The sequence below is a fragment of the Streptomyces sp. NPDC092045 genome, from assembly GCF_044756005.1.
Classification (GTDB): Bacteria; Actinomycetota; Actinomycetes; order Streptomycetales; family Streptomycetaceae; genus Streptomyces.
This window is the reverse complement of record NZ_JBIVSC010000012.1, coordinates 107647-129435: the sequence shown is the minus strand read 5'-3', so window position 1 is coordinate 129435 and position 21789 is coordinate 107647. Positions and strand designations below refer to the sequence as shown.

Genomic DNA, 21789 nt, shown 5'->3' with positions numbered 1-21789 from the left:
CACGACAAGGCACGGCAAGGCACGGCAAGGCATGCCGGGACACGGCATGAACGAACACGACGAGGAGAACGACATGGCGGTTACGGCGGCAGTGGTGGCGACGGCGCTCAAGGAGCGGGTCGGCGGGTGGTGGCGGACACGGCGGGAGGCCGCGCGCCGCGACGAGGGGATGAGCACGTCCGAGTACGCGGTGGGGACGATCGCGGCGGCGGCGTTCGCCGCGGTGCTCTACAAGGTCGTGACCAGCGGGACGGTCTCGGGAGCGCTGGAGTCGATGATCGGGAAGGCGCTCGATGCGTCGTTCTGAGGCGCGTCGCGCCGACCGGGGCTTCGCGACCGTGGAGGCGGCGATGGTCCTGCCCGTCCTGGCGTTGTTCGCGGTGACCCTGATCTGGGCGCTGGTCGCGGCCGCCGCGCAGATCCGGTGCGTGGACGCGGCGCGGGCGGGGGCGCGGGCGGCGGCCCGCTCCGAGCCGGTGACCGCCGCGGAGGCCGCCGCGAGGACCGCGGCGCCCGAGGGCGCCCGGGTGTCGGTGACGCGCTCGGGCGAGCTGTGGCGGGTGACGGTGGAGGCGGCGGCCCCCGGCCCCCGGGGCCTGGGCCTCACCCTGCGGGCGGACGCGGCGGCCCTCGCGGAGGACACCGGGTTCCTCGGGGAGGGCGGCGGGTTCCTCGAAGGGGGCACCGGGTTTTCCACAGGGGGTGCGACGGACGGGGACCCGGACCTCGGGGAGCCCGCGGTCGAGGGACCGGGGACCGGGGGCCCGCCGTGACGGCCGGGCGGCGCCGTCCCGGCCGCCGGGGTGACCGGGGTGACCGGGGCGTGGCGACCGTGTGGACGGCGTTCACGGCCTGTGCGCTGTGCGTGGTGTTCGGGGCGGTGCTCGCCCTCGGTCAGGCGGTGGCTGCCCGGCACCGGGCCGGCGGGGCCGCGGACCTGGCCGCCCTCGCCGCCGCCGACCGGGCCCTGTGGGGCGAGGCCGAGGCGTGTGCCGCCGCCTCCCGGGTGGCCGGCGCGCAGGGCGCCGAGCTGGTGCGGTGCGCGGTGCGGGGCGAGCTCGCCGAGGTGGCCGCACGGGTGGCGCGGGGCCCGTACCGGCAGGAGGTCAGATCGCGGGCGGGGCCCCCGGGACTCCCGCCGGGCGGGGCCGGTCCGCCGGGTCCGCAGGGTTCGCAGGGTTCGCCGGGCTCACCGGGTCCGCCAGGTTCTCCGGACTCACCGGGTCCACCGGGCTCGCCGAGCTCGCAGGGGCCGCCGGGCTCGCAGGGGCCGCCGGGCTCGCCGGGTCTACCGGGTCGACAGGCGCCTCCTCCGAGCGGGCAGGAACCTCCTGGCCTTCCTCCCCCGTCCCCCGGTCCTCCGGGGCCTCGCGGAGGAGTTCCGTGAGGAGGCGGACCGCGCCGCGCTTGTGGAGGGGGTCATTGCCGTTGCCGCACTTCGGGGACTGGATGCAGGAGGGGCAGCCCGCCTCGCACTCGCAGGAGGCGATGGCCTCCCGGGTGGCCGTCAGCCAGGCGCGGGCCGTGTGGAAGGCCCGCTCGGCGAAGCCCGCGCCGCCCGGGTGCCCGTCGTACACGAAGACGGTGGGCAGCAGGGTGTCGGGGTGGAGCGGTACGGAGACGCCGCCGATGTCCCAGCGGTCGCAGGTGGCGAAGAGCGGCAGCATGCCGATGGAGGCGTGCTCGGCGGCGTGCAGGGCGCCGCCGAGGATCTCCGGGTTGATCCGGGCGGCGTCGAGCTGGTCCTCGGTGACCGTCCACCAGACGGCGCGGGTGCGCAGGGTGCGGGGCGGGAGGTCGAGCTTGGTCTCGCCGAGGACCTCGCCCGTGACGAGGCGGCGGCGGAGGAAGGAGACGACCTGGTTGGTGACCTCGACGGAGCCGTAGCAGAGGCGACCGGCTCCCCAGGGAATCTCGGTTTCGGTGTCGAGGACGGAGACGGAGGTGGTGTCGCGGGCGGTGGTGGAGTAGGGCGGGGCGGCCTCCTCCACGAGGGCCACGGAGTCCTTGAGGTCGAGTTCCCGCACCAGGTAGGTGCGGCCCTGGTGGAGGTGGACGGCGCCCTCGTGGACGGAGGTGTGGGAGGCGGCCTCGTCGACCGTGCCGAGGAGGCGGCCCGTGCCGGCCTCCACGATCCGCACGGGGCTGCCGCCGCCGCCCCGGATGTCGGCGAGGTCCGCGGCCCGCTCGCGGCGGGTCCAGTACCAGCCGGTGGAGCGGCGGCGCAGCAGGCCGGCCGTCTCCAGCTGGGGGAGCAGGTCGGGGACGGCCGGGCCGAAGAGGGCCAGGTCGGGTTCGGTGAGCGGCAGCTCGGCCGCCGCGGCGCACAGATGGGGGGCGAGGACGTAGGGGTTGTCGGGGTCCAGGACGGTCGACTCGACCGGCTGCTCGAAGATCGCCTCCGGGTGGTGGACCAGGAAGGTGTCCAGCGGGTCGTCACGGGCGACCATGATCGCGAGGGCGCCCTCGCCCGAGCGGCCGGCGCGGCCCGCCTGCTGCCACAGGGAGGCCCGGGTGCCCGGGTAGCCGGCGATCAGGACGGCGTCCAGGCCGGAGACGTCCACGCCCAGCTCCAGGGCGGTCGTGGCGGCCAGGCCCAAGAGCTCACCGGAGTGCAGGGACCGCTCCAGGGCGCGGCGCTCCTCGGGCAGGTAGCCGCCCCGGTAGGCGGCGACGCGGCGGGCCAGGGCGCGGTCGGTCTCGGCGAGGCGCTCCTGGGCGATCACCGAGATCAGTTCGGCGCCGCGCCGGGAGCGGACGAAGGCGACCGAGCGGACGCCCTGCCGGGTCAGGTCGGTCAGCAGGTCGGCGGTCTCGGCGGTGGCCGTGCGGCGGACGGGCGCGCCGCGCTCCCCGTGCAGCTCGGTCAGCGGCGGCTCCCACAGCGCGAAGACCAGCTCGCCGCGCGGGGAGGCGTCGTCGGAGACCTCGGTGACCGGCAGGCCGGTGAGGCGGCCGGCGGCCCGGGCGGGGTCGGCGGAGGTGGCGGAGGCGAGGAGGAAGACCGGTTCGGAGCCGTACCGGGCGCAGATCCGGCGCAGGCGCCGCAGCACCTGGGCGACGTGGGAGCCGAAGACGCCCCGGTAGGTGTGGCACTCGTCGATCACGACGTAGCGCAGGGCGCGCAGGAAGGAGGACCACCGGGGGTGGGAGGGCAGGACGCCCCGGTGCAGCATGTCGGGGTTGGTCAGGACGAGGTTCGCGTACTGGCGGACCCACTCGCGCTCCTCGACCGGTGTGTCGCCGTCGTAGAGGGCGGGGCGGATCCGGTTGCCGAGCGGGGCGGCCAGTTCCCGCACGGCGCGGCGCTGGTCGGCGGCGAGGGCCTTGGTGGGGGCGAGGTAGAGGGCGGTGGCCCCGCGCCCGTTGGGGGCCTCGGAGCCGTCCAGGAGGGTGCTGAGGACCGGGGCGAGGTAGGCGAGCGACTTGCCCGAGGCGGTACCGGTGGCGATCACCACGGACTCGCCGTCGAGGGCGTGCTCGGCGGCCTGTGCCTGATGGGCCCACGGGTGCTCGATCCCGGCCTCCTGGATCGCCGCGATCACCTCCGGGCGGATGCGGTGCGGCCAGACCGCATGACGACCCGCCCGGGCGGGCATGTGCTCCGTATGAGTGATGCGCGCGGCTCGGCTCTCGCCCGAGGAGAGCCGGTCGAGGACCATGCCGGGAGAGGGGCGGCTGCCCTTGTCCCCGGCGGGACGACTGGGGCGGTGATTCTTGGCCATCGGCATCGAGTGTGTCACTGCCATGACGGACAATGCTTCCAAGGCGTCGTGCATGGCTGTTGGTAAGTGATTGAATGCCATCGCGGCTGGCGATCCGTTTCTCGGCTCCGTCCGGGAGACCCGAGAGAACGATCGCCCGATAGCAAGGTGCTGGAGGATCCGTGGACCTGTCCCTGTCGACTCGCAATGTGACCGGTGCTGGTGGTGACCGTACGGTCGTCGAGGTCGGTGGCGAGATTGATGTGTATACCGCGCCCAAGCTGCGCGAGCAGTTGGTCGAGTTGGTGAACGACGGCAGCTACCACCTGGTCGTCGATATGGAGAGCGTGGACTTCCTCGACTCCACCGGCCTCGGCGTGCTCGTCGGCGGCCTGAAGCGCGTCCGTGCCCACGAGGGCTCGCTGCGCCTCGTCTGCAACCAGGAGCGCATTCTCAAGATTTTCCGGATCACGGGCCTCACCAAGGTGTTCCCGATCCACACCTCGGTCGACGAGGCCGTCAACGCCGTCGACTGAGCCCAGGGGGTTCGCATGGCCACCGTTGAACTCCGCTTCAGCGCCCAGCCCGAGCACGTCCGGACGGCCCGCCTGGTGGCGGCCGCGGTGGCGCGCCGGGCGGGAGTGGACGAGGCGGTCCTCGACGAGGTGCGCCTCGCCGTCGGCGAGGCGTGTTCCCGTGCCGTCGGGCTGCACCGCAGCAACGACGTCACGACCCCCATCCGGGTCGTCCTGACCGAGGAGGAGAAGTCCTTCTCCATCGAGGTCGGCGACGAGGTGCCGGGCGCGGGGGTGGCGGCGGCCGATGCCGTCGGGGTTCCCGGCGCGCGCGCCGAGGCCCCGGCCGAGGACTTCGACGACGCCGACGGCGAGGACGAGATGGGTCTCGCGGTGATCCGCGGGCTCGTCGACGACGTCGAGGTGAGCGCCGGCACGGACGGCGGCACCCTCCGCATGACCTGGCCGGTGAGCCCGGCGGGCGTCCTGTCCTGAGACGCGCCCGGACCCGCGGGACGCGGCAGTAACGGCAGTGAGGGAAGAGGCCCCGCCCGGCGGGGCCTCTTCCCGTGTCCCGGTGCGTCCGGTCCCGGGCGGGGCGGCCGTGATTGGTGCATCCGCGCGGGGGCCTTCCGGGTCCCCGTATGTACCGGTTCGCCTCCCTATGATCCGTCCCCATGGACCGATCCGTCCCCACGGACCCCGCTTCCCTCGCCCCGGGCCCGGCTCTCCGCCCCAAGGATTCCGCTTCTCTCTCCACGGGACCCGTTTCCCCGCCCGTGGGCCCCGCTCTCCTCCCCGGGGACCCCGGCTCCCTGCCCACGGATCCTGTTCTCCTCTCCATGGACCCCGTCTCCCTCTCCACGGATCCGGCCTCCCTCGCCGCAGGTTCCGCTTTCTTCCCTTCGGGCTCCCTCTCCCTGCCCGCGGACCCGGCTCCCCTCGCCGCGGCGGTGCTCACGAGCGGGAACCGGGCGATCGTGGTCGGCGTCGCGGCCGTCGCCCTCGCCGCGCTGGTCGTCGCGTGGTTCTTCGCCCGCCGGGTGCTCGCGGCCGGCGAGGGCACCGAGCGGATGCGGGAGATCGCCGCCGCCGTGCAGGAGGGGGCCAACGCCTACCTCGCGCGACAGTTGCGGACCCTCGCCCTCTTCGCCGTCGCCGTGTTCCTCCTGCTCTTCGCGCTGCCCGCCGACACCTGGTCGCAGCGCGCCGGACGGTCCCTGTTCTTCCTGGTCGGGGCGTTGTTCTCGGCGGTCACCGGATACATCGGCATGTGGCTCGCCGTACGGGCGAACGTCCGCGTCGCCGCGGCGGCCAGGGGCGCCGCCCCGGCGCCGGGCGAGCCGGAGGGGGACCCGGACGGGGCCGCGCACCGGGCCATGCGGATCGCCTTCCGCACCGGCGGGGTCGTCGGCATGTGCACCGTCGGCCTCGGGCTGCTCGGCGTCGCCTGCGTCGTCCTCGTCTACGCCGCCGACGCGCCCAAGGTCCTGGAGGGGTTCGGACTCGGCGCGGCGCTCATCGCCATGTTCATGCGCGTGGGCGGCGGCATCTTCACCAAGGCCGCCGACGTCGGCGCCGACCTGGTCGGCAAGGTCGAGCAGGGCATCCCCGAGGACGACCCGCGCAACGCCGCCACCATCGCCGACAACGTGGGGGACAACGTCGGCGACTGCGCCGGCATGGCGGCCGACCTCTTCGAGTCGTACGCCGTCACCCTGGTCGCCGCCCTCATCCTCGGCAAGGCGGCCTTCGGCGACCACGGCCTCGCCTTCCCCCTGATCGTGCCCGCGATCGGCGTGGTCACGGCCGTGATCGGCGTCCTCGCCGTCTCGCCCCGGCGGGCCGACCGAGGCGGGATGAGCGCGGTCAACCGCGGCTTCCTCGTCTCGGCGGTGATCTCGCTCGGGCTCGTCGCCGTCGCCGCCTTCGCCTACCTGCCGTCCTCCTATGCCGACCTGGAGGGCGTCACCGAGCCGGGCGTCCCCGGCCACGGGGGCGACCCGCGCGTCCTCGCCCTGGTCGCCGTCGCCCTCGGCATCGTCCTCGCCGCGCTCATCCAGCAGCTCACCGGCTACTTCACCGAGACGAACCGGCGGCCCGTGCGGGACATCGGGAAGTCCTCGCTCACCGGCCCCGCGACGGTCGTCCTCGCGGGCGTGGCCCTCGGCATGGAGTCCGCCGTCTACACGGCGCTCCTGATCGGGCTCACCGTCTACGGGGCGTTCCTGCTCGGCGGGACCTCGATCATGCTGGCGCTCTTCGCGGTCGCGCTCGCCGGGACGGGCCTGCTCACCACCGTCGGCGTGATCGTCGCCATGGACACCTTCGGCCCGGTCGCGGACAACGCCCAGGGCATCGCGGAGATGTCCGGGGACGTCGAGGGCGCGGGCGCGCGGGTCCTGACCGACCTGGACGCCGTCGGCAACACGACCAAGGCCATCACCAAGGGCATCGCCATCGCCACCGCCGTCCTGGCCGCCGCCGCGCTCTTCGGCTCGTACCGGGACGCCATCGCGACCGCGGTCGCCGACGTCGGCGCGGAAGCGGGCGGGGCGACGCTCTCGATGGACATCTCCCAGCCCAACAACCTCTTCGGCCTGATCCTCGGCTCCTCGGTCGTCTTCCTCTTCTCGGGCCTCGCGATCAACGCCGTGTCCCGGTCGGCGGGATCGGTGGTGTACGAGGTGCGGCGGCAGTTCCGCGAGCACCCCGGGATCATGGACCTCACCGAGAAGCCGGAGTACGGACGGGTCGTCGACATCTGCACCAAGGACGCGCTGCGCGAACTCGCCACGCCCGGCCTGCTCGCCGTGACGGCCCCGATCGCGGTGGGCTTCGCGCTCGGCGTCGGCCCGCTCGGCGCGTACCTCGCCGGGGCGATCGGGACGGGGGCGCTGATGGCGGTCTTCCTCGCCAACTCCGGTGGCGCCTGGGACAACGCGAAGAAGCTGGTCGAGGACGGTAACCACGGCGGCAAGGGCAGCGAGGCGCACGCGGCGACCGTCATCGGGGACACCGTCGGCGACCCGTTCAAGGACACGGCGGGACCGTCGATCAACCCGCTCCTGAAGGTGATGAACCTGGTCGCGCTCCTCATCGCCCCCGCGGTCGTGCGGTTCGGCCACGGGGACGACGCGAACGCCTGGGCGCGGGGAGCCGTCGCGGCGGTCGCGCTGCTCGTCGTCGTCGCCGCCGTGCTCCTCTCCAAGAGGCGTTCGGTGGAGGTCTCCTGACGCGGAATCGTCTCGCCCAGGGAGACGGCGGGAGGAGCGTGAGCGGTCTCTCCCTTGGTTCAAAAGGCTTCAATAGGGGATGAATCGGTCGTACGAAAGGTGGAAGTAGCCCGTTCGGCGTGTATGTTCCGGGGCCGAGAGCCTTGGAAGGGACCGATCCGGTGAACAAGAAGCTTGCGGCCGCACTGTCCGGCGGCGCGGTACTGGTGCTCGCGCTGTCGGGTTGCAGCGACGACGAGGGCAACAAGGTGGACGACTGGGCGAAGACGTTCTGCGACCAGGCCAAGCCCCAGATCCAGAAGCGGGCCGACGCCCACCAGATCATCATCTCGACGGCGGCCGACAGCAAGCCCGCCGAGATCCAGGCCGCGGACTCGAAGGCGTTCCAGGACATCGCCAACGCCGACCGCGCCCTCGCGAAGGCCGTCGAGGGCGCCGGCGCCCCGCCCGTGGACAACGGCGAGAAGATCAAGCAGGACGCGATCAAGGAGCTCAACGAGACCGCGGTGGCCTACGAGGGGCTCAAGAAGCAGGTCGACGCCCTGGACCCGTCGAACCAGCAGAAGTTCGCGGACGGCCTCCAGAACGTCGCCAACGGGCTGACCAAGATCGAGAAGATGGACCAGAACGCCCTCTCCAAGCTGGAGGAGGGCGAGCTCGGCAAGGCGATGGCCAAGCAGCCCGGCTGCCAGAAGCCCACCGCCTCGACCCCGCCGAAGCCCTCGGGCTCCGGCGCCCCGGGCGCCGGAGCCACCGCGGACGCGGGCGGCGCCGCCGAGCCCGCCCCGGGGGCGTCCGCGAAGCCGAGCGGGTCGGCCACGGCCGCCAAGAGCGAGGAGTAGGCCTCCGGGGGCCCGGGCGCCCGCTTTCCGAGCTCGGGCCCGCCATCCGGGCCGGGCCTGCTTTCCGGGTCCGGACTTGGCTTCCGGGCTCGGCCCGTTCCCCGGGCCTGGCCCGACTCCTGGGCTCGGCCCGTCCCCTGGGCTCGGCCCGTCCCCCGGGCTTGGCCCGTCTCCAAGACCCGGCCGCAGAAGGCGGGCGGACAGCGGCGGAGGGCCGATCGACGGCTGCCGACGGCCCGTCGCCGTCGGCGCCCATTGCCCGTCACCCGTCACCCGTCACCCGTCACCCGTCACCAACCACCGACCACCGATGTCGATGGCGGCCGATGTCGGTGTCGGTTGTCACAATGGGGCGGTGAGTACGACCAGCCTGACTTCCCGCCTCCCGGTGCCCGCGCACGCCACCCGTCTGCGCGAGGCGCTGCTCGCCGCCGCCTTCACCGCCGACGGGCTGCTCGACCTGCTCGGCGCCCCCGCCTACGCGGCGCTCGCCCGCAGCGAGACCGTGCCCGCCCTGCGCGCCACCGGCGGCGACGGACCGCTGGAGACCCTCGTCCGGCTCTTCCTGCTCCAGGAGCCCGTCGAGCACGCCCGGGCCGCCGCCGCGCTCCCGCTGGACGAGGCCGTGGCCGACGGCTGGGTGGTCCGCGAGGACGACACCGTGCGCGCCACCGTCGACGTCCGGCCGTACGGCGGGCCCGACGGCGAGGACTGGTTCATCGTCTCCGACCTGGGCTGCGCCGTCGGCGGCGCCGGAGGCATCGGGAAGAAGGACGAGGGGGTCGTGCTCGGCGTCGGCGGCGCCTCCACCACCCTGGCCGGCATCACCGTCCGCACGCCGGTCTCCTCCGCGCTCGACCTCGGCACCGGCTCCGGCATCCAGGCGCTGCACGCCGCCCAGCACGCCACCCGGGTCACCGCCACCGATCTCAACCCGCGCGCCCTGGACTTCACCCGGCTCACCCTCGCCCTCTCCGGGGCCGCGGAGGCCGAGCTGGTCGCGGGCTCGCTCTTCGAGCCGGTCGGGGACGGCGCGTACGACCTGATCGTCTCCAACCCGCCGTTCGTGATCTCCCCCGGCGCCGGACTCACCTACCGGGACGGCGGGATGGGCGGCGACGACCTGTGCCGCACGCTCGTGCAGCAGGCGGGCGAGCGGCTGAACGACGGCGGGTACGCCCAGTTCCTCGCCAACTGGCAGCACGTGGACGGCGAGGAGTGGCAGGAGCGGCTGCGGTCCTGGGTGCCGCGAGGCTGCGACGCCTGGATCGTGCAGCGGGAGGTCCAGGACGTCACCCAGTACACCGAGCTGTGGCTGCGGGACAGCGGCGACCACCGGGGCGACCCGGCCGCCTACCGGGCCGCGTACGCCCGCTGGCTCGACGAGTTCGAGGCCCGCGGGACGCGCGCGGTCGGCTTCGGCTGGATCACGCTCCGGCGGAACGCGGCGGTGGCCTCCGGCGCGGTCGAGCCCTCGATCGTGATCGAGGAGTGGCCGCACCCGGTCGAGCAGCCCCTCGGACCCGCCGTCCGCGCCCACTTCGAGCGGCAGGACTACCTGCGGACCCACGACGACGCCGCCCTCCTCGCCGACCGGTTCACGCTCGCGCCCGAGGTGGTCCAGGAGCAGGTCGGCCTGCCCGGCGCCGAGGACCCGGAGCACGTGGTGCTCCGGCAGAACCGGGGCATGCGCCGCGCGACCCGGGTGGACCACGTCGGCGCCGGGTTCGCCGGGGTCTGCGACGGCACCCTCAGCGCGGGCCGCATCCTCGACGCCATCGGTCAGCTGATGGGCGAGGACCCGGTCCTGCTGCGCGACCGGACCCCGCAGGCGATCAGGCTCCTCGTCGAGGAGGGCTTCCTGCTGCCCGTCGGCGAAGGGGACGCGGAGGAGGGCTCTTGACGCGGTTCGGGCCGGCCGTCCGGCACGGTTCGGTCCGGTCGTTCGACGAGGACCGCGCCGGTCGTTCGACGAGGACCGCGCCGCACGCCTGATCCGGATCGGCCCCTCCGCCCGGCCCCTCCGCCCGGGCCCTCCGTCCGGGCCCGGAGGGCCGGACAGGCGTGTTCCGTTTCCCGCTGCCGCCCGGCTCGTGGCCGTCCGCGGAACGATCTTCCGCCGGGCGCCGTCCGACGGGGCCGCCCCGCCGATGCCCGTCGGAACACCGCTGGTCGCGCCCCTCCTCCAGGTTTTCCCCTGCGCCCGCCCGCACGGGTGCCCGGACGCCGTCCACGACCGCTCCCCCTCCGCGGAAACGCCGCCCCCGCGGCTTCCGCCTCCCGCGTGCGGGGCGACACGACCGACGGACCGTTCGCCGGCCTCTTCGCCGGCACCGGCACCCGCACCGCCACCGGGCCGCGTCGGCGTGGGGCGAGTGGCGCGGTGCGTGACGCGTGACGCGTGACGCGTGAGGTGTGGCGCGTGACGCGCGGTGTGAGGAAAGAGGGGAGTGACATGAGTGACAGACGAGGGGGCGGCCGGGGGAGCGGCGGGGACGGGGAGGAGTGAGGGGCGGGTCACTACCGGCCATCTTCGTGAAACCCGGCCGGGTCGCCCACGGCGTTCATCCGGAGTTCGCGCCCGCGTCTCCCGGGAGTGCGAGCCTCCCCTCCGGGAGACGAATCACCGCACGCGGACGGAACGGGGTACGGGCATGGAGAGCGGGCCGGCGATCTTCGCGGGAGCGGCGTTCACGCTGTTCGGAGGCGCGCTGCTGCTGTGGACCGCCGTGCGCGCGCTGCACCGCGAGCCCGTCGCGCACGGCATCCCGCCGCGCGCCGCGGTCGCGCTGACGAGCCTCTCCGGGGCCCTCTCCCTCGCCCTCGGCGTCTGGTGCTTCGGGCGCCTCTGACCACCCCCTCCGGTGCCGCCGCCGATCACCGGCGCGCACGCTCCGCCCCGCCGGTCCGGGAGTCCGGGCGGCAGGAATGCCAGGACTCGGGTTACCGTTCGAGTGGCCGTTGCGGTCTTTTGCCGTTTGACACGGGGGCGGGTTGTACCGTCACACTCCGCAGCGACGGGAGCGTCACCGTCCGTGCCGCTGCCGTGCGTGCCGGCGCCGTACGTGCCCGGTACGCGCGCCGTACGTGCCCTGAGAGTGCCGAACCGGAGAGAAGAGCGAAGTTGTCCCCGACCAGCGAGACCGCACACGGCGGCCGCCGACTCGTCATCGTCGAGTCGCCTGCCAAGGCGAAGACGATCAAGGGCTACCTCGGCCCCGGCTACGTCGTCGAGGCGAGCGTCGGGCACATCCGCGACCTCCCCAGCGGCGCCGCCGAGGTGCCCGAGAAGTACACCGGCGAGGTGCGCCGCCTCGGAGTCGACGTCGAGCACGACTTCCAGCCCGTCTACGTCGTCAACGCCGACAAGAAGGCGCAGGTCAGGAAGCTCAAGGAGCTGCTCGCCGAGTCCGACGAGCTCTACCTCGCCACCGATGAGGACCGCGAGGGCGAGGCCATCGCGTGGCACCTCAGGGAAGTCCTGAAGCCCAAGGTCCCGGTCCACCGGATGGTCTTCCACGAGATCACCAAGGACGCGATCCGCGAGGCCGTCGCCAACCCGCGCGAGCTCAACCAGCGCATGGTCGACGCCCAGGAGACCCGCCGCATCCTCGACCGCCTCTACGGCTACGAGGTCTCGCCGGTCCTGTGGAAGAAGGTCATGCCCCGGCTCTCCGCCGGCCGCGTGCAGTCCGTCGCCACCCGCCTGGTCGTCGAGCGCGAGCGCGAGCGCATCGCCTTCCGCTCCGCCGAGTACTGGGACCTCACCGGCACCTTCTCCACCGGCCGCAAGGGCGACGCCTCCGACCCGTCCTCGCTGGTCGCGCGCCTCGCGTCGGTCGACGGCCGGCGCGTCGCGCAGGGCCGCGACTTCGGCCCCGACGGGCAGCTGAAGACCGCGAACGTCCTCCACCTGGACGAGCGGAACGCGCGGACGCTCGCCGCCGCGCTCGCCGACACCGCGTTCTCCGTGCGCTCGGTCGAGTCGAAGCCGTACCGCCGCTCCCCGTACGCCCCCTTCCGGACCACCACCCTCCAGCAGGAGGCGAGCCGCAAGCTGGGCTTCGGTGCGAAGGCGACCATGCAGGTGGCGCAGAAGCTGTACGAGAACGGCTTCATCACCTACATGCGTACGGACTCCACGATCCTGTCCGACACCGCCGTCTCGGCGGCCCGGGCGCAGGTCACGCACCTGTACGGCGCCGACTACCTGCCGGAGAAGCCCCGCGTCTACGCGGGCAAGGTCAAGAACGCGCAGGAGGCGCACGAGGCGATCCGGCCTTCGGGTGATCGTTTCCGCACCCCGGCGGAGACCGGTCTGACCGGCGACCAGTTCAAGCTGTACGAGCTGATCTGGAAGCGGACCGTCGCCTCCCAGATGAAGGACGCCACCGGCAACTCGGTCACCGTGAAGATCGGCGGCCGGGCCTCCGACGGCCGCGACGCCGAGTTCAGCGCCTCCGGCAAGACCATCACCTTCCACGGCTTCATGAAGGCGTACGTGGAGGGGGCCGACGACCCGAACGCCGAGCTCGACGACCGCGAGCGGCGCCTGCCGCAGGTCGCCGAGGGCGACGCGCTGAGCGCCGAGGAGATCACGGCGGACGGCCACGCGACCAAGCCGCCGGCCCGCTACACCGAGGCCTCGCTGGTCAAGGAGCTGGAAGAGCGCGAGATCGGCCGCCCGTCGACGTACGCCTCGATCATCGGCACCATCCTCGACCGCGGCTACGTCTTCAAGAAGGGCACGGCGCTCGTGCCGTCCTTCCTGAGCTTCGCCGTCGTCAACCTCCTGGAGAAGCACTTCGGGCGGCTCGTCGACTACGACTTCACCGCCCGCATGGAGGACGACCTCGACCGCATCGCGCGCGGCGAGGCCCAGTCCGTGCCGTGGCTGAAGCGCTTCTACTTCGGTGACACCGAGGGGGGCGCGGGCGGCCACGGCGGCGCGGCGGACGCCGGGAACGGCGACGGCGACCACCTCGGCGGCCTCAAGGAGCTCGTCACCGACCTCGGCGCCATCGACGCGCGCGAGATCTCCTCCTTCCCCGTCGGCAACGGCATCGTGCTCCGCGTCGGCCGCTACGGCGCGTACGTGGAGCGCGGCGAGAAGGGCCAGGAGGAGTACCAGAAGGCCGACGTCCCCGACGACCTCGCGCCCGACGAGCTGACCGTCGAGCTCGCCGAGGAGCTGCTCGCCAAGCCGAGCGGCGACTTCGAGCTGGGCACCGACCCCGTCAGCGGCCACCAGATCGTCGCGAAGGCCGGCCGCTACGGCCCGTACGTCACCGAGATCCTGCCCGAGGGCACCCCGAAGACCGGCAAGAACGCGGTCAAGCCGCGCACCGCCTCGCTCTTCAAGTCGATGTCCCTCGACACGGTGACCCTGGAGGAGGCGCTCAAGCTGATGTCCCTGCCCCGGGTCGTCGGCGCGGACGCCGAGGGCGTCGAGATCACCGCGCAGAACGGCCGTTACGGCCCGTACCTGAAGAAGGGCACGGACTCGCGGTCGCTCACCGACGAGGAGCAGCTCTTCAACATCACGCTCGACGAGGCCCTCGCGATCTACGCCCAGCCGAAGCAGCGGGGCCGGGCCGCGGCCAAGCCGCCGCTGAAGGAGCTGGGCACCGACCCGGTCAGCGAGAAGCCCGTGGTCGTCAAGGACGGGCGGTTCGGCCCGTACGTGACCGACGGCGAGACGAACGCGACGCTGCGGACCGACGACAGCGTGGAGACGATCACGCCCGAGCGCGGTTACGAGCTCCTCGCGGAGAAGCGGGCCAAGGGACCGGCCAAGAAGACCGCCAAGAAGGCCCCGGCGAAGAAGACCGCCGCGAAGAAGGCCGCCCCCGCCAAGAAGACGGCGGCCAAGAAGACGGCCGCGAAGAAGACGACGGCGGCGAAGAGCACGACGGCGAAGACCACGGCGGCGAAGAAGACGGCCGCGGCCGGGAAGACGGCGTCCGCGAAGCCGGAGTAGCCCTTCGGGGCGGCCCGGGGACGATCACGGGGGGCGGGGGCCGGACGGCCTCCGCCCTTCGCCGTTCCTCCTCCTTCGCCCCCTCCGCCCTTCGCCGTTCCTCTTCCGCCGCCCCTCCTCCCTCCGCCGTCCTTCCTTCCCCGCCCCTCCTTCTCCGCCCCCTCCCTCCTCCTGTCACAGCCTCGTCCGGATGTTCGGGCGGGGGCCACGGGGAGGAAGGCCGTCCGGATAGGGTGGACGGATGACGCGAGCAGAGCAGCCAGACCGTCTCGGCGATTCCGACGCCGCACTCGTCGCGGATTCCCGGGAGCGCGCCGTACGCGCCCTCTTGCGCCACCAGCCGCTGCGCCGGCTGTGGAGCGCCCATCTGCTCGGCAGTACCGGCGACGCCCTCGCCCTCCTCGTCCTCGTCCTCCTCGGTTTCCAGGCGGCCGTGACGGAGGACGCGCTCGGGGGCGGCTACCGGGGCGCCGCGTTCGCCGTGGCCGCCGTCGTCGGCGCGCGCCTGCTGGCCTCGGTCCTCTTCGGGGCCGTCCTCCTCGGACCGCTCATCGCGCTCACCGGACCCGGCGGGAAGCTCGACCGGCGCTGGACCATGATCGGCGCCGACGGCGTGCGGATCGCGCTCCTCGTCATCGCGCCGCTGTGGATCGACTGGACCCCCGGCAGCGCCCTCTGGTACCTGCTCGGCACCGTCTTCGTCACCGGAGCGGCCGAACGGCTCTGGACGATCAGCCGCGAGGGCGCCGCGCCCGCGCTGCTGCCCGCCCCGCCGCTGGAGGGCGCCGCGGTACGGCCGCTGCCCGACCACCTCGGCGCGCTGCGCACGCTGTCCCTGCGCACCGGCTTCCTGTCCGTCCCGGCCGCGGCCGTCGTCCTGCTCGTCGCCACCCTCGTCGGCGAGCTGCTGGGCGTCGGACTCGACTGGTTCTCGCTGCACAGCGCCGCCCTCGGCTCGTACGTCGCCGCCGGCCTGTTCGCCGCCTCCGTCACCGTCGTGTACGCGATGGCCCTGCCCGGCGGGGAGACCCCCCGGCCCCGCTCGCCCCTGGAGGGGCTGCGCCGGCCGTCCGCGAAGAAGACGGACGCGAAGAAGGCGGACGCGAAGAAGGCGGACACCGCCAAGGGCGACGCGGACAAGGCCGACGCGGACAAGGGCGACGAGGGCGGCAGGGGCGGTGCCGCGGAGAGGGCCGGCCGCACCGGGATCCTGTCCCTCCTCGTCCTCGCCTGCGCCACCGTCGCCGGGGCGATCGCCGCGGCCGCGTCCGTCGCCGTGCTCCACGCGGACGACCTGGGCGGCGGCCCCGTCGCGTACGCCCTCCTGCTCCTCGCCCTCAGCGGCGCCACCGCCGTCGGCATCCGCACCGCGGGCTCCGTGCTGCCCGTCCTGTCCCGCCGCCGGCTGCTCGCCCTCGCGATCACCGTCACCGGGGTCGCCCTGATCGCCGCGGGCCTGGTCCCGGACACGGCGACCGTCCTGTTCCTCTCCGTCCTCGCCGGGTACGCGGCCGGGGTCGCCGCCCGCACCGGCCACGTCCTCGTCGACCAGGAGACCGAGGAGCCCCGCCGGGCCCGGACCACCGAGCACCTCCAGGCCACCGCCCGCTTCGCGATGGGCATCGGCGCGCTCGCCGCCCCGCTGCTCGCCGCCGCGATCGGGCCGCACCGGCTCGCCTCCGGCAGCTCCGTCCTGGAGCACGGCGGCGCCGCCTTCACGCTCGCCCTCACCGGCGCCCTGCTGCTGCCGGTCGCCGCGCTCGTCCTCGCGAAGACCGACGACCGGGCGGGCGTCCCGCTCCGGCGCGACCTGCGCGACGCGCTGCGCGGCTCCGACCCGGCCCAGGCGCCCTCCCCGACCGGCTTCTTCATCGCCCTGGAGGGCGGCGACGGCGCCGGGAAGTCCACCCAGGTCCAGGCGCTCGCCGACTGGATCCGGGCCAAGGGCCACGAGGTCGTCGTCACCCGCGAGCCCGGCGCCACGCCGATCGGCAAGCGGCTCCGCTCGATCCTCCTCGACGTGTCGTCGGCGGGGCTCTCGAACCGGGCCGAGGCCCTCCTGTACGCGGCCGACCGCGCCGAGCACGTCGACTCGCTGGTCCGGCCGGCCCTGGAGCGGGGCGCGATCGTCCTCTCCGACCGGTACATCGACTCGTCCGTCGCCTACCAGGGCGCGGGCCGCGACCTGTCCCCGACCGAGATCGCCCGCATCTCCCGCTGGGCCACCGACGGCCTCGTCCCGCACCTGACCGTCGTGCTCGACGTCTCCCCGGAGACCGCGAGGGAACGGTTCACCGAGGCGCCCGACCGGCTGGAGTCCGAGCCGCCCGAGTTCCACGCTCGCGTGCGGGCCGGTTTCCTCGCCCTCGCCGCCGCCGACCCCAGCCGCTACCTCGTCGTCGACGCCGGCCAGGAGCCGGAGGCCGTCACCACCGTCGTGCGCCACCGGCTCGACCGGATGCTGCCGCTCTCCGAGGCCGAGGTGAAGGCCGCCGAGGAGGCCCGCCGCAAGGCGGAGGAGGAGGCGCGGCGCAGGGCCGAGGAGGAGGCCGCCCGCAAGGCCGAGGAGGAGCGCCTGGAGCGCGAGCGCCAGGCGCAGCTCGCCAAGCTGCGCGCCGAGGAGGAGGAGCGCAAGCGGCGCGAGGAGGAAGAGGCGCGCCGCCTGGAGGCCGAGCGGCAGGCGGAGGAGGCCCGCCGGAAGGCCGAGGAGGAGCGGATCGCCGCCGAGGAGGAGCGCAAGCGCCTCGCGGCGGAGGAGAAGGCCCGCGAGGAAGAGGAGGAGCGGCTCCGCAAGGAGGCCGAGGAGGAGGCCCGGCTGCGGGCCGAGGCCGAGGCGCGCCGCCTGGAGAAGCAGCGCAAGGCCGAGGAGGCCCTGCTCCGCGCCGAGGAGGCCCGCCGGGCCGCCGAGGCCGCCGCGGCCGCGAAGGCGGCGGAGGAGGCTGCGGCGAAGGCGGCCGCGGAGAGGCTCGCGGCCGAGGCCGCCGCGAAGGCCGCCGCCGAGCGCGCCGCCGCCGAACGGGCCGCGGCGGAGCAGGCCGCCGCCCAGCGGGCGGCCGAGGCGAAGGAGGCCCGGGAGCGGGCCGCCCGTGAGCAGGCGGTCCGTGAGAAGGCCGCGGCGGAGCGGGCGGCGGCCGAGGCCGAGGCGGCCGCCGAGCGGGAGGCCCGCGCGAAGGCCGCGGAGGCGTCGGAGCGGGCGGAGCGGAAGAAGGCCGAGGCCGCCGCCCGTGCCGCCGCCGAGCGCGCCGCCCGCGCCGCCGAGGTGTCGGCGAACGAGGTCACCGTGCCGACGCCGGTCGTGAAGCCGGACGGACCGCGCCCCTCGGAGCAGGACGCCCCGAGCGTCTCGCCCGACGAGGTCACCGTGGCCACGCCGATCGTCCGGCTCGACGCGGAGCCCCGACCGGAGGCGGAGACGGCCGTGCTGCCGCAGGTCCGCGAGGACCGGGGCGTCGACGAGACGGCCGTACTGCCTTCCGTACGCGATCCCCGTGAGTCCCGGGATCCCCGTGAGGGCCGGGCTTCCGGTGAGGCCCGTACTCCCCGTGAGTCCCGGGCTTCCCGTGGGGCCCGGGCTCCTCGGGCGTCCGGATCCGCCGCCGACGACCGGCTGCCGAAGGACTTCTTCCGCGACGAGCGGGGTGCGGGCTCGGGCGCCGGTGCCGGTGGTTCCCCTGCCGCCGGCGGCTCCGGCGGCGCGCGCCAGGACGAGCCGCACGGGGCGAACGACCGGACCCGGGAGCTGCCCCAGCTCGACGAGAACGGCCGGCCGCGCCATCGCTCCGACTGGGCCGAGGAGACCCCGCTCGACGACCTGCCGACGCTGGCGGACGAGCTGTTCGGCCCGCACGACGACGAGGGCGAGGAGCCCCGGCGCCGCCGCTGACGCCTCCGTTCCCTCCGTCCGGCCGGGACCCTCGGGTACCCGGCCGGACGTCGTTCCGTGCCTTCGCGCTCCCGCGCCCTCGCCCGGTGGACGGGGCCGTGGGCAGGACCGCCCCGCGGTGGGCGGGGGCTGTCAGAGGACTGCCCCACAATGGAGGGCGTACCTGAGGAGGGGCAGACATGGCCGTATGGGACGACCTGGTCGGACAGAGCCAGGTCGAGGAGCAGCTCGCGGCCGCCGCGCGCGACGCCGACGCGTTCGTCACCGCCCACGAGAACGGCGAGCCCGTCCCCGGGGCCTCGAAGATGACCCACGCCTGGCTCTTCACCGGCCCGCCGGGGGCCGGCCGGGTCGACGCCGCGCGGGCCTTCGCGGCGGCCCTCCAGTGCGTGAGCCCCGACCGCGCCCTCGGCGGGACGCCGGGCTGCGGCTTCTGCACCGGCTGCCACACGACGATGATCGGCACCCACGCCGACCTCACGACGGTCTCCGCCGTCGGTACGCAGATCCTCGTCGGCGACATGCGCGACACCGTCCGCAAGTCCTTCACCGCGCCGGCCAACGGCCGCTGGCAGGTCATCCTGGTCACCGACGCCGAGCGGCTCAACGAGCGCTCGGGCAACGCGGTCCTGAAGGCCGTGGAGGAGCCCGCCCCCCGCACCGTCTGGCTGCTCTGTGCCCCCTCCCTGGACGACGTGCTGCCCACGATCCGCTCCCGCTGCCGCCACCTGAACCTGCGGACCCCCCCGGTCGAGGCCGTGGCCGACGTGCTCGTGCGGCGCGACGGCATCGAGCCCGGGATCGCCCTGGCCGCCGCCCGGGCCGGGCAGGGGCACGTCGACCGGGCCCGCCGGCTCGCCACCGACGAGCGGGCCCGCGCGCGCCGCGCCGTCGTCCTCAAGCTGCCGGCGCGGGTCGCGGACATCGGCGGCTGCTTCAAGGCCGCCCAGGAGCTGGTCGACGCGGCCGCCGAGGACGCGAAGCAGGTCGCGGAGGAGGTCGACACCAAGGAGACCGAGGAGCTGAAGGCGGCGCTCGGGGCCGTGCAGGGCGGGCGGATGCCGCGCGGCACGGCCGGGATGATGAAGGAGCTGGAGGAGAAGCAGAAGCGGCGCGGCCGCCGGACCCAGCTCGACAGCCTGGGCCTCGCCCTCACCGACCTGACCGGCTTCTACCGGGACGTCCTCGCCCTCCAGCTCCGCTCCCGCGCGCCCCTGACGAACGAGGACGTGCGGGACGCCCTGGAGACCGCCGCCCGCGCCACCACACCGGAGCTGACCCTCCGCCGCATCGAGGCCGTCCTCGCCTGCCGCGAGGCCCTCGACCGGAACGTGGCGCCGCTGCTCGCGGTGGAGGCGATGACGATGGCGCTGCGGTAGCGGGACGGCCCGGAGCCCTCGCGGCGGGGTCCGCGGTAGCGGGGACGGCCCGGGGGCCTCGCGGCGGGGTCTGCCGGTAGCGGGACGGTCCGAGGGCATCGTGACGGGGCCTGCGGTAGCGGGACGGCCCGGGGGCCTCGTGGCGGTGCCTGCGGCAGCGAGAGGGCCCGGGGGCCTCGTGGCGGGGCCGGTCACGGCGTGCGCCGGAAGCGTCCCGTACGCGACCCGTCACGAGGGGACACGTTGCGTACCGACCGGTCCGGATACGCTCCGGGGATGGACTCCAGGCGCTTGCTCCGTACGTCCGCCGCGGCCCTCGCCGCGGCCGGGCTCCTCCTCTCCGGCTGCTCGGGCGGGAGCGACGCCGCCGCGCCCCGCACGACGGCCCAGGGCCAGCCGGCGCCCTCCGCCGCGCCCGGGGCGCTGAAGAAGTTCTACGCGCAGAAGCTGCAGTGGCGGGACTGCGGGGTGGAGGGCTTCCAGTGCGCGACCCTGAAGGCCCCGCTCGACTACGCGAAGCCGGAGGCCGGGGAGATCGAGCTCGCGGTCTCCCGGGTGCGGGCCACGGGGCCGGGGAAGCGGATCGGTTCGCTCCTGGTCAACCCCGGCGGGCCCGGCGGCTCCGCCGTCGGCTACCTCCAGGGGTACGCGGGCGTCGGCTACCCGGCGCCCGTCCGCGCCCGCTACGACATGGTGGCCGTCGACCCGCGCGGGGTCGCCCGCAGCGAGCCGGTCGAGTGCCTGACGGGCCCGAGGATGGACGCGTACACGCAGGTCGACCAGACCCCCGACGACGCGGCCGAGACCGAGGCGCTCGGCGCCGCCTTCAAGGAGTTCGCGGAGAGCTGCGCGCAGCGCTCGGGGAAGGTCCTGCCGCACGTCTCCACCGTCGAGACGGCCCGCGACATGGACGTGCTGAGGGCGGTCCTCGGCGACGAGAGGCTGAACTACGTGGGGGCGTCGTACGGCACGTTCCTCGGCGCCACCTACGCCGAGCTGTTCCCCGGCCGGGTCGGGCGGCTCGTCCTCGACGGGGCGATGGACCCCTCGCTCCCCGCGCTGGACCTCAACCGCGACCAGACCGCCGGGTTCGAGACGGCCTTCCGCGCCTTCGCCGCCGACTGCGTCGCCACGGCGGACTGCCCGCTCGGCACCGGCTCCGTCCCGGCGGCCGGCGAGGAGCTGAAGAGGTTCTTCCGCGCCGTGGACGCCGAGCCGCTGCCGACGGGGGAGAGCCGGAAGCTCGGCGAGTCCCTCGCCACCACGGGCGTGATCGCGGCGATGTACGACGAGGGCGCCTGGCCCCAGCTCCGCGAGGCCCTCACCCAGGCGAAGGGCGGCCGGGGGGAGGGCCTCCTGGCGCTCGCGGACAGCTACTACGAGCGCGAGCCGAACGGCGAGTACGCCAATCTGATGGCCGCCAACGCCGCCGTGAACTGCCTCGACCTGCCGGCCGCCTACCGCGGCCCCGCCGACGCGGCGCAGGCCGTCCCGTCCTTCGAGAAGGCCTCCCCGGTCTTCGGCGCGGGCCTCGCCTGGGCGGCCCTCAACTGCACCTACTGGCCGTCCCCGGCCACCGGCCGCCCCCACCGCATCACGGCCGAGGGCGCCGCCCCGATCCTGGTCGTCGGCACCACCCGCGACCCGGCCACCCCGTACAAGTGGGCCGAGTCCCTCGCCGGCCAGCTCTCCTCCGGCACCCTCCTGACCTACGAGGGCGACGGCCACACCGCCTACGGCCGCGGCAGCGACTGCGTCGACACGGCGATCAACACCTACCTCCTCGAAGGCACCCCTCCCCAGAAGGGAAAGCGCTGCTCGTAGGCCCTCTCCGGGGGTGGTCGGACCACCCCCGGAAACTGTGTAGACTTGGCGACGCCGCTGCACCCACCATGGGACCGCATGGCTTGCCGCCTTAGCTCAGTTGGCCAGAGCAACGCACTCGTAATGCGTAGGTCTCGGGTTCGAATCCCGAAGGCGGCTCAGAGGGAAGCCGGGTCAGATCATTCTGACCCGGCTTTTTCTGTTGTCCTCCTGCCGTCGTCGTCCGGCGGTGGCCAGGGGGCCTCACGGCACCGCGCGCACGCGCACGCGCGCGCACGCGCACGCGCGCGCACGCGCAGGCGTGCCGGGGAGGAGCGTGCCCTTGCCCGGGGCATTGGTCTAGTCCAAACTGATCATTGACGAAGCCTCTGCAGAGTCGGCCGCGCGCGGCCCGCACGGCCGCCGCCGGTCATGATCGACGGTTCG

The 21789-nt window shown here is 74.5% G+C and carries 13 protein-coding genes, 1 tRNA gene and 1 pseudogene; 14 read left to right on the top strand and 1 reads right to left on the bottom strand.

Features of this window, described 5'->3' with window-relative positions; all coding sequences use genetic code 11:
• The first annotated feature begins 73 nt into the window (after window positions 1-73).
• The 3 genes and pseudogenes from ACIQKA_RS24605 to ACIQKA_RS24595 all read left to right on the top strand — a co-directional run.
• Window positions 74-307: a DUF4244 domain-containing protein gene (locus ACIQKA_RS24605; protein WP_383150352.1), complete on the top strand. Its 234-nt coding sequence runs from the start codon at window positions 74-76 to the stop codon at window positions 305-307.
• Window positions 294-773, top strand: coding sequence for a TadE family type IV pilus minor pilin (locus ACIQKA_RS24600; protein WP_402542397.1), 480 nt, complete (start codon window positions 294-296; stop codon window positions 771-773). Before ACIQKA_RS24605 ends, ACIQKA_RS24600 begins: the two co-directional genes overlap by 14 nt.
• Window positions 770-1066: pseudogene (locus ACIQKA_RS24595) on the top strand (Rv3654c family TadE-like protein); the annotation flags it as partial. The gene ACIQKA_RS24600 and the pseudogene ACIQKA_RS24595, both read left to right, overlap by 4 nt.
• Window positions 1067-1106: 40 nt before the next feature.
• Here ACIQKA_RS24595 and ACIQKA_RS24590 read toward each other — a convergent pair.
• The gene (locus ACIQKA_RS24590; RefSeq protein ID WP_402542395.1) at window positions 1107-3806 is read right to left on the bottom strand and encodes a DEAD/DEAH box helicase; all 2700 of its coding nucleotides are present in this window, start codon (window positions 3804-3806) and stop codon (window positions 1107-1109) included.
• Between the two features lie 80 nt (window positions 3807-3886).
• Between ACIQKA_RS24590 and ACIQKA_RS24585 the strand changes: the two genes are divergently transcribed.
• The 11 genes from ACIQKA_RS24585 to ACIQKA_RS24535 all read left to right on the top strand — a co-directional run bounded on the left by ACIQKA_RS24585 (window position 3887) and on the right by ACIQKA_RS24535 (window position 21522).
• On the top strand, window positions 3887-4240 hold the full coding sequence (locus ACIQKA_RS24585; protein WP_030205962.1) for an STAS domain-containing protein: 354 nt from the start codon (window positions 3887-3889) through the stop codon (window positions 4238-4240).
• 15 nt (window positions 4241-4255) lie between these two features.
• Window positions 4256-4714 (top strand): ATP-binding protein, encoded by a 459-nt coding sequence (locus ACIQKA_RS24580; RefSeq protein WP_383150296.1) that lies wholly within the window; start codon window positions 4256-4258, stop codon window positions 4712-4714.
• Window positions 4715-5061: 347 nt separating this feature from the next.
• Complete coding sequence (locus tag ACIQKA_RS24575) at window positions 5062-7455, top strand: sodium-translocating pyrophosphatase (RefSeq protein ID WP_402542393.1); 2394 nt, start codon at window positions 5062-5064, stop codon at window positions 7453-7455.
• Window positions 7456-7616: 161 nt separating this feature from the next.
• Window positions 7617-8297 carry a small secreted protein gene (locus tag ACIQKA_RS24570; protein WP_383150299.1) on the top strand — a complete coding sequence of 227 codons (681 nt, stop codon included), beginning with the start codon at window positions 7617-7619 and terminating at the stop codon, window positions 8295-8297.
• Window positions 8298-8613: 316 nt separating this feature from the next.
• The gene (locus tag ACIQKA_RS24565; RefSeq protein ID WP_383150354.1) at window positions 8614-10200 is read left to right on the top strand and encodes a methyltransferase; all 1587 of its coding nucleotides are present in this window, start codon (window positions 8614-8616) and stop codon (window positions 10198-10200) included.
• Between the two features lie 751 nt (window positions 10201-10951).
• Window positions 10952-11149 (top strand): hypothetical protein, encoded by a 198-nt coding sequence (locus tag ACIQKA_RS24560; RefSeq protein ID WP_383430954.1) that lies wholly within the window; start codon window positions 10952-10954, stop codon window positions 11147-11149.
• 272 nt (window positions 11150-11421) lie between these two features.
• Window positions 11422-14277, top strand: coding sequence for a type I DNA topoisomerase (gene topA / locus ACIQKA_RS24555; protein WP_402542391.1), 2856 nt, complete (start codon window positions 11422-11424; stop codon window positions 14275-14277).
• Window positions 14278-14518: 241 nt separating this feature from the next.
• A complete protein-coding gene (gene tmk, locus ACIQKA_RS24550) occupies window positions 14519-18160 on the top strand; it encodes a dTMP kinase (protein ID WP_402542389.1) in 3642 nt (1213 codons plus the stop codon).
• Window positions 18161-18339: 179 nt separating this feature from the next.
• Window positions 18340-19539 (top strand): DNA polymerase III subunit delta', encoded by a 1200-nt coding sequence (locus ACIQKA_RS24545; RefSeq protein ID WP_402542387.1) that lies wholly within the window; start codon window positions 18340-18342, stop codon window positions 19537-19539.
• A 276-nt stretch (window positions 19540-19815) separates the two neighbouring features.
• Window positions 19816-21363, top strand: a complete 1548-nt coding sequence (locus tag ACIQKA_RS24540; protein WP_383443180.1) for an alpha/beta hydrolase — start codon at window positions 19816-19818, stop codon at window positions 21361-21363.
• An 85-nt stretch (window positions 21364-21448) separates the two neighbouring features.
• Window positions 21449-21522, top strand: a tRNA-Thr gene (locus ACIQKA_RS24535).
• Window positions 21523-21789: the final 267 nt, after the last annotated feature.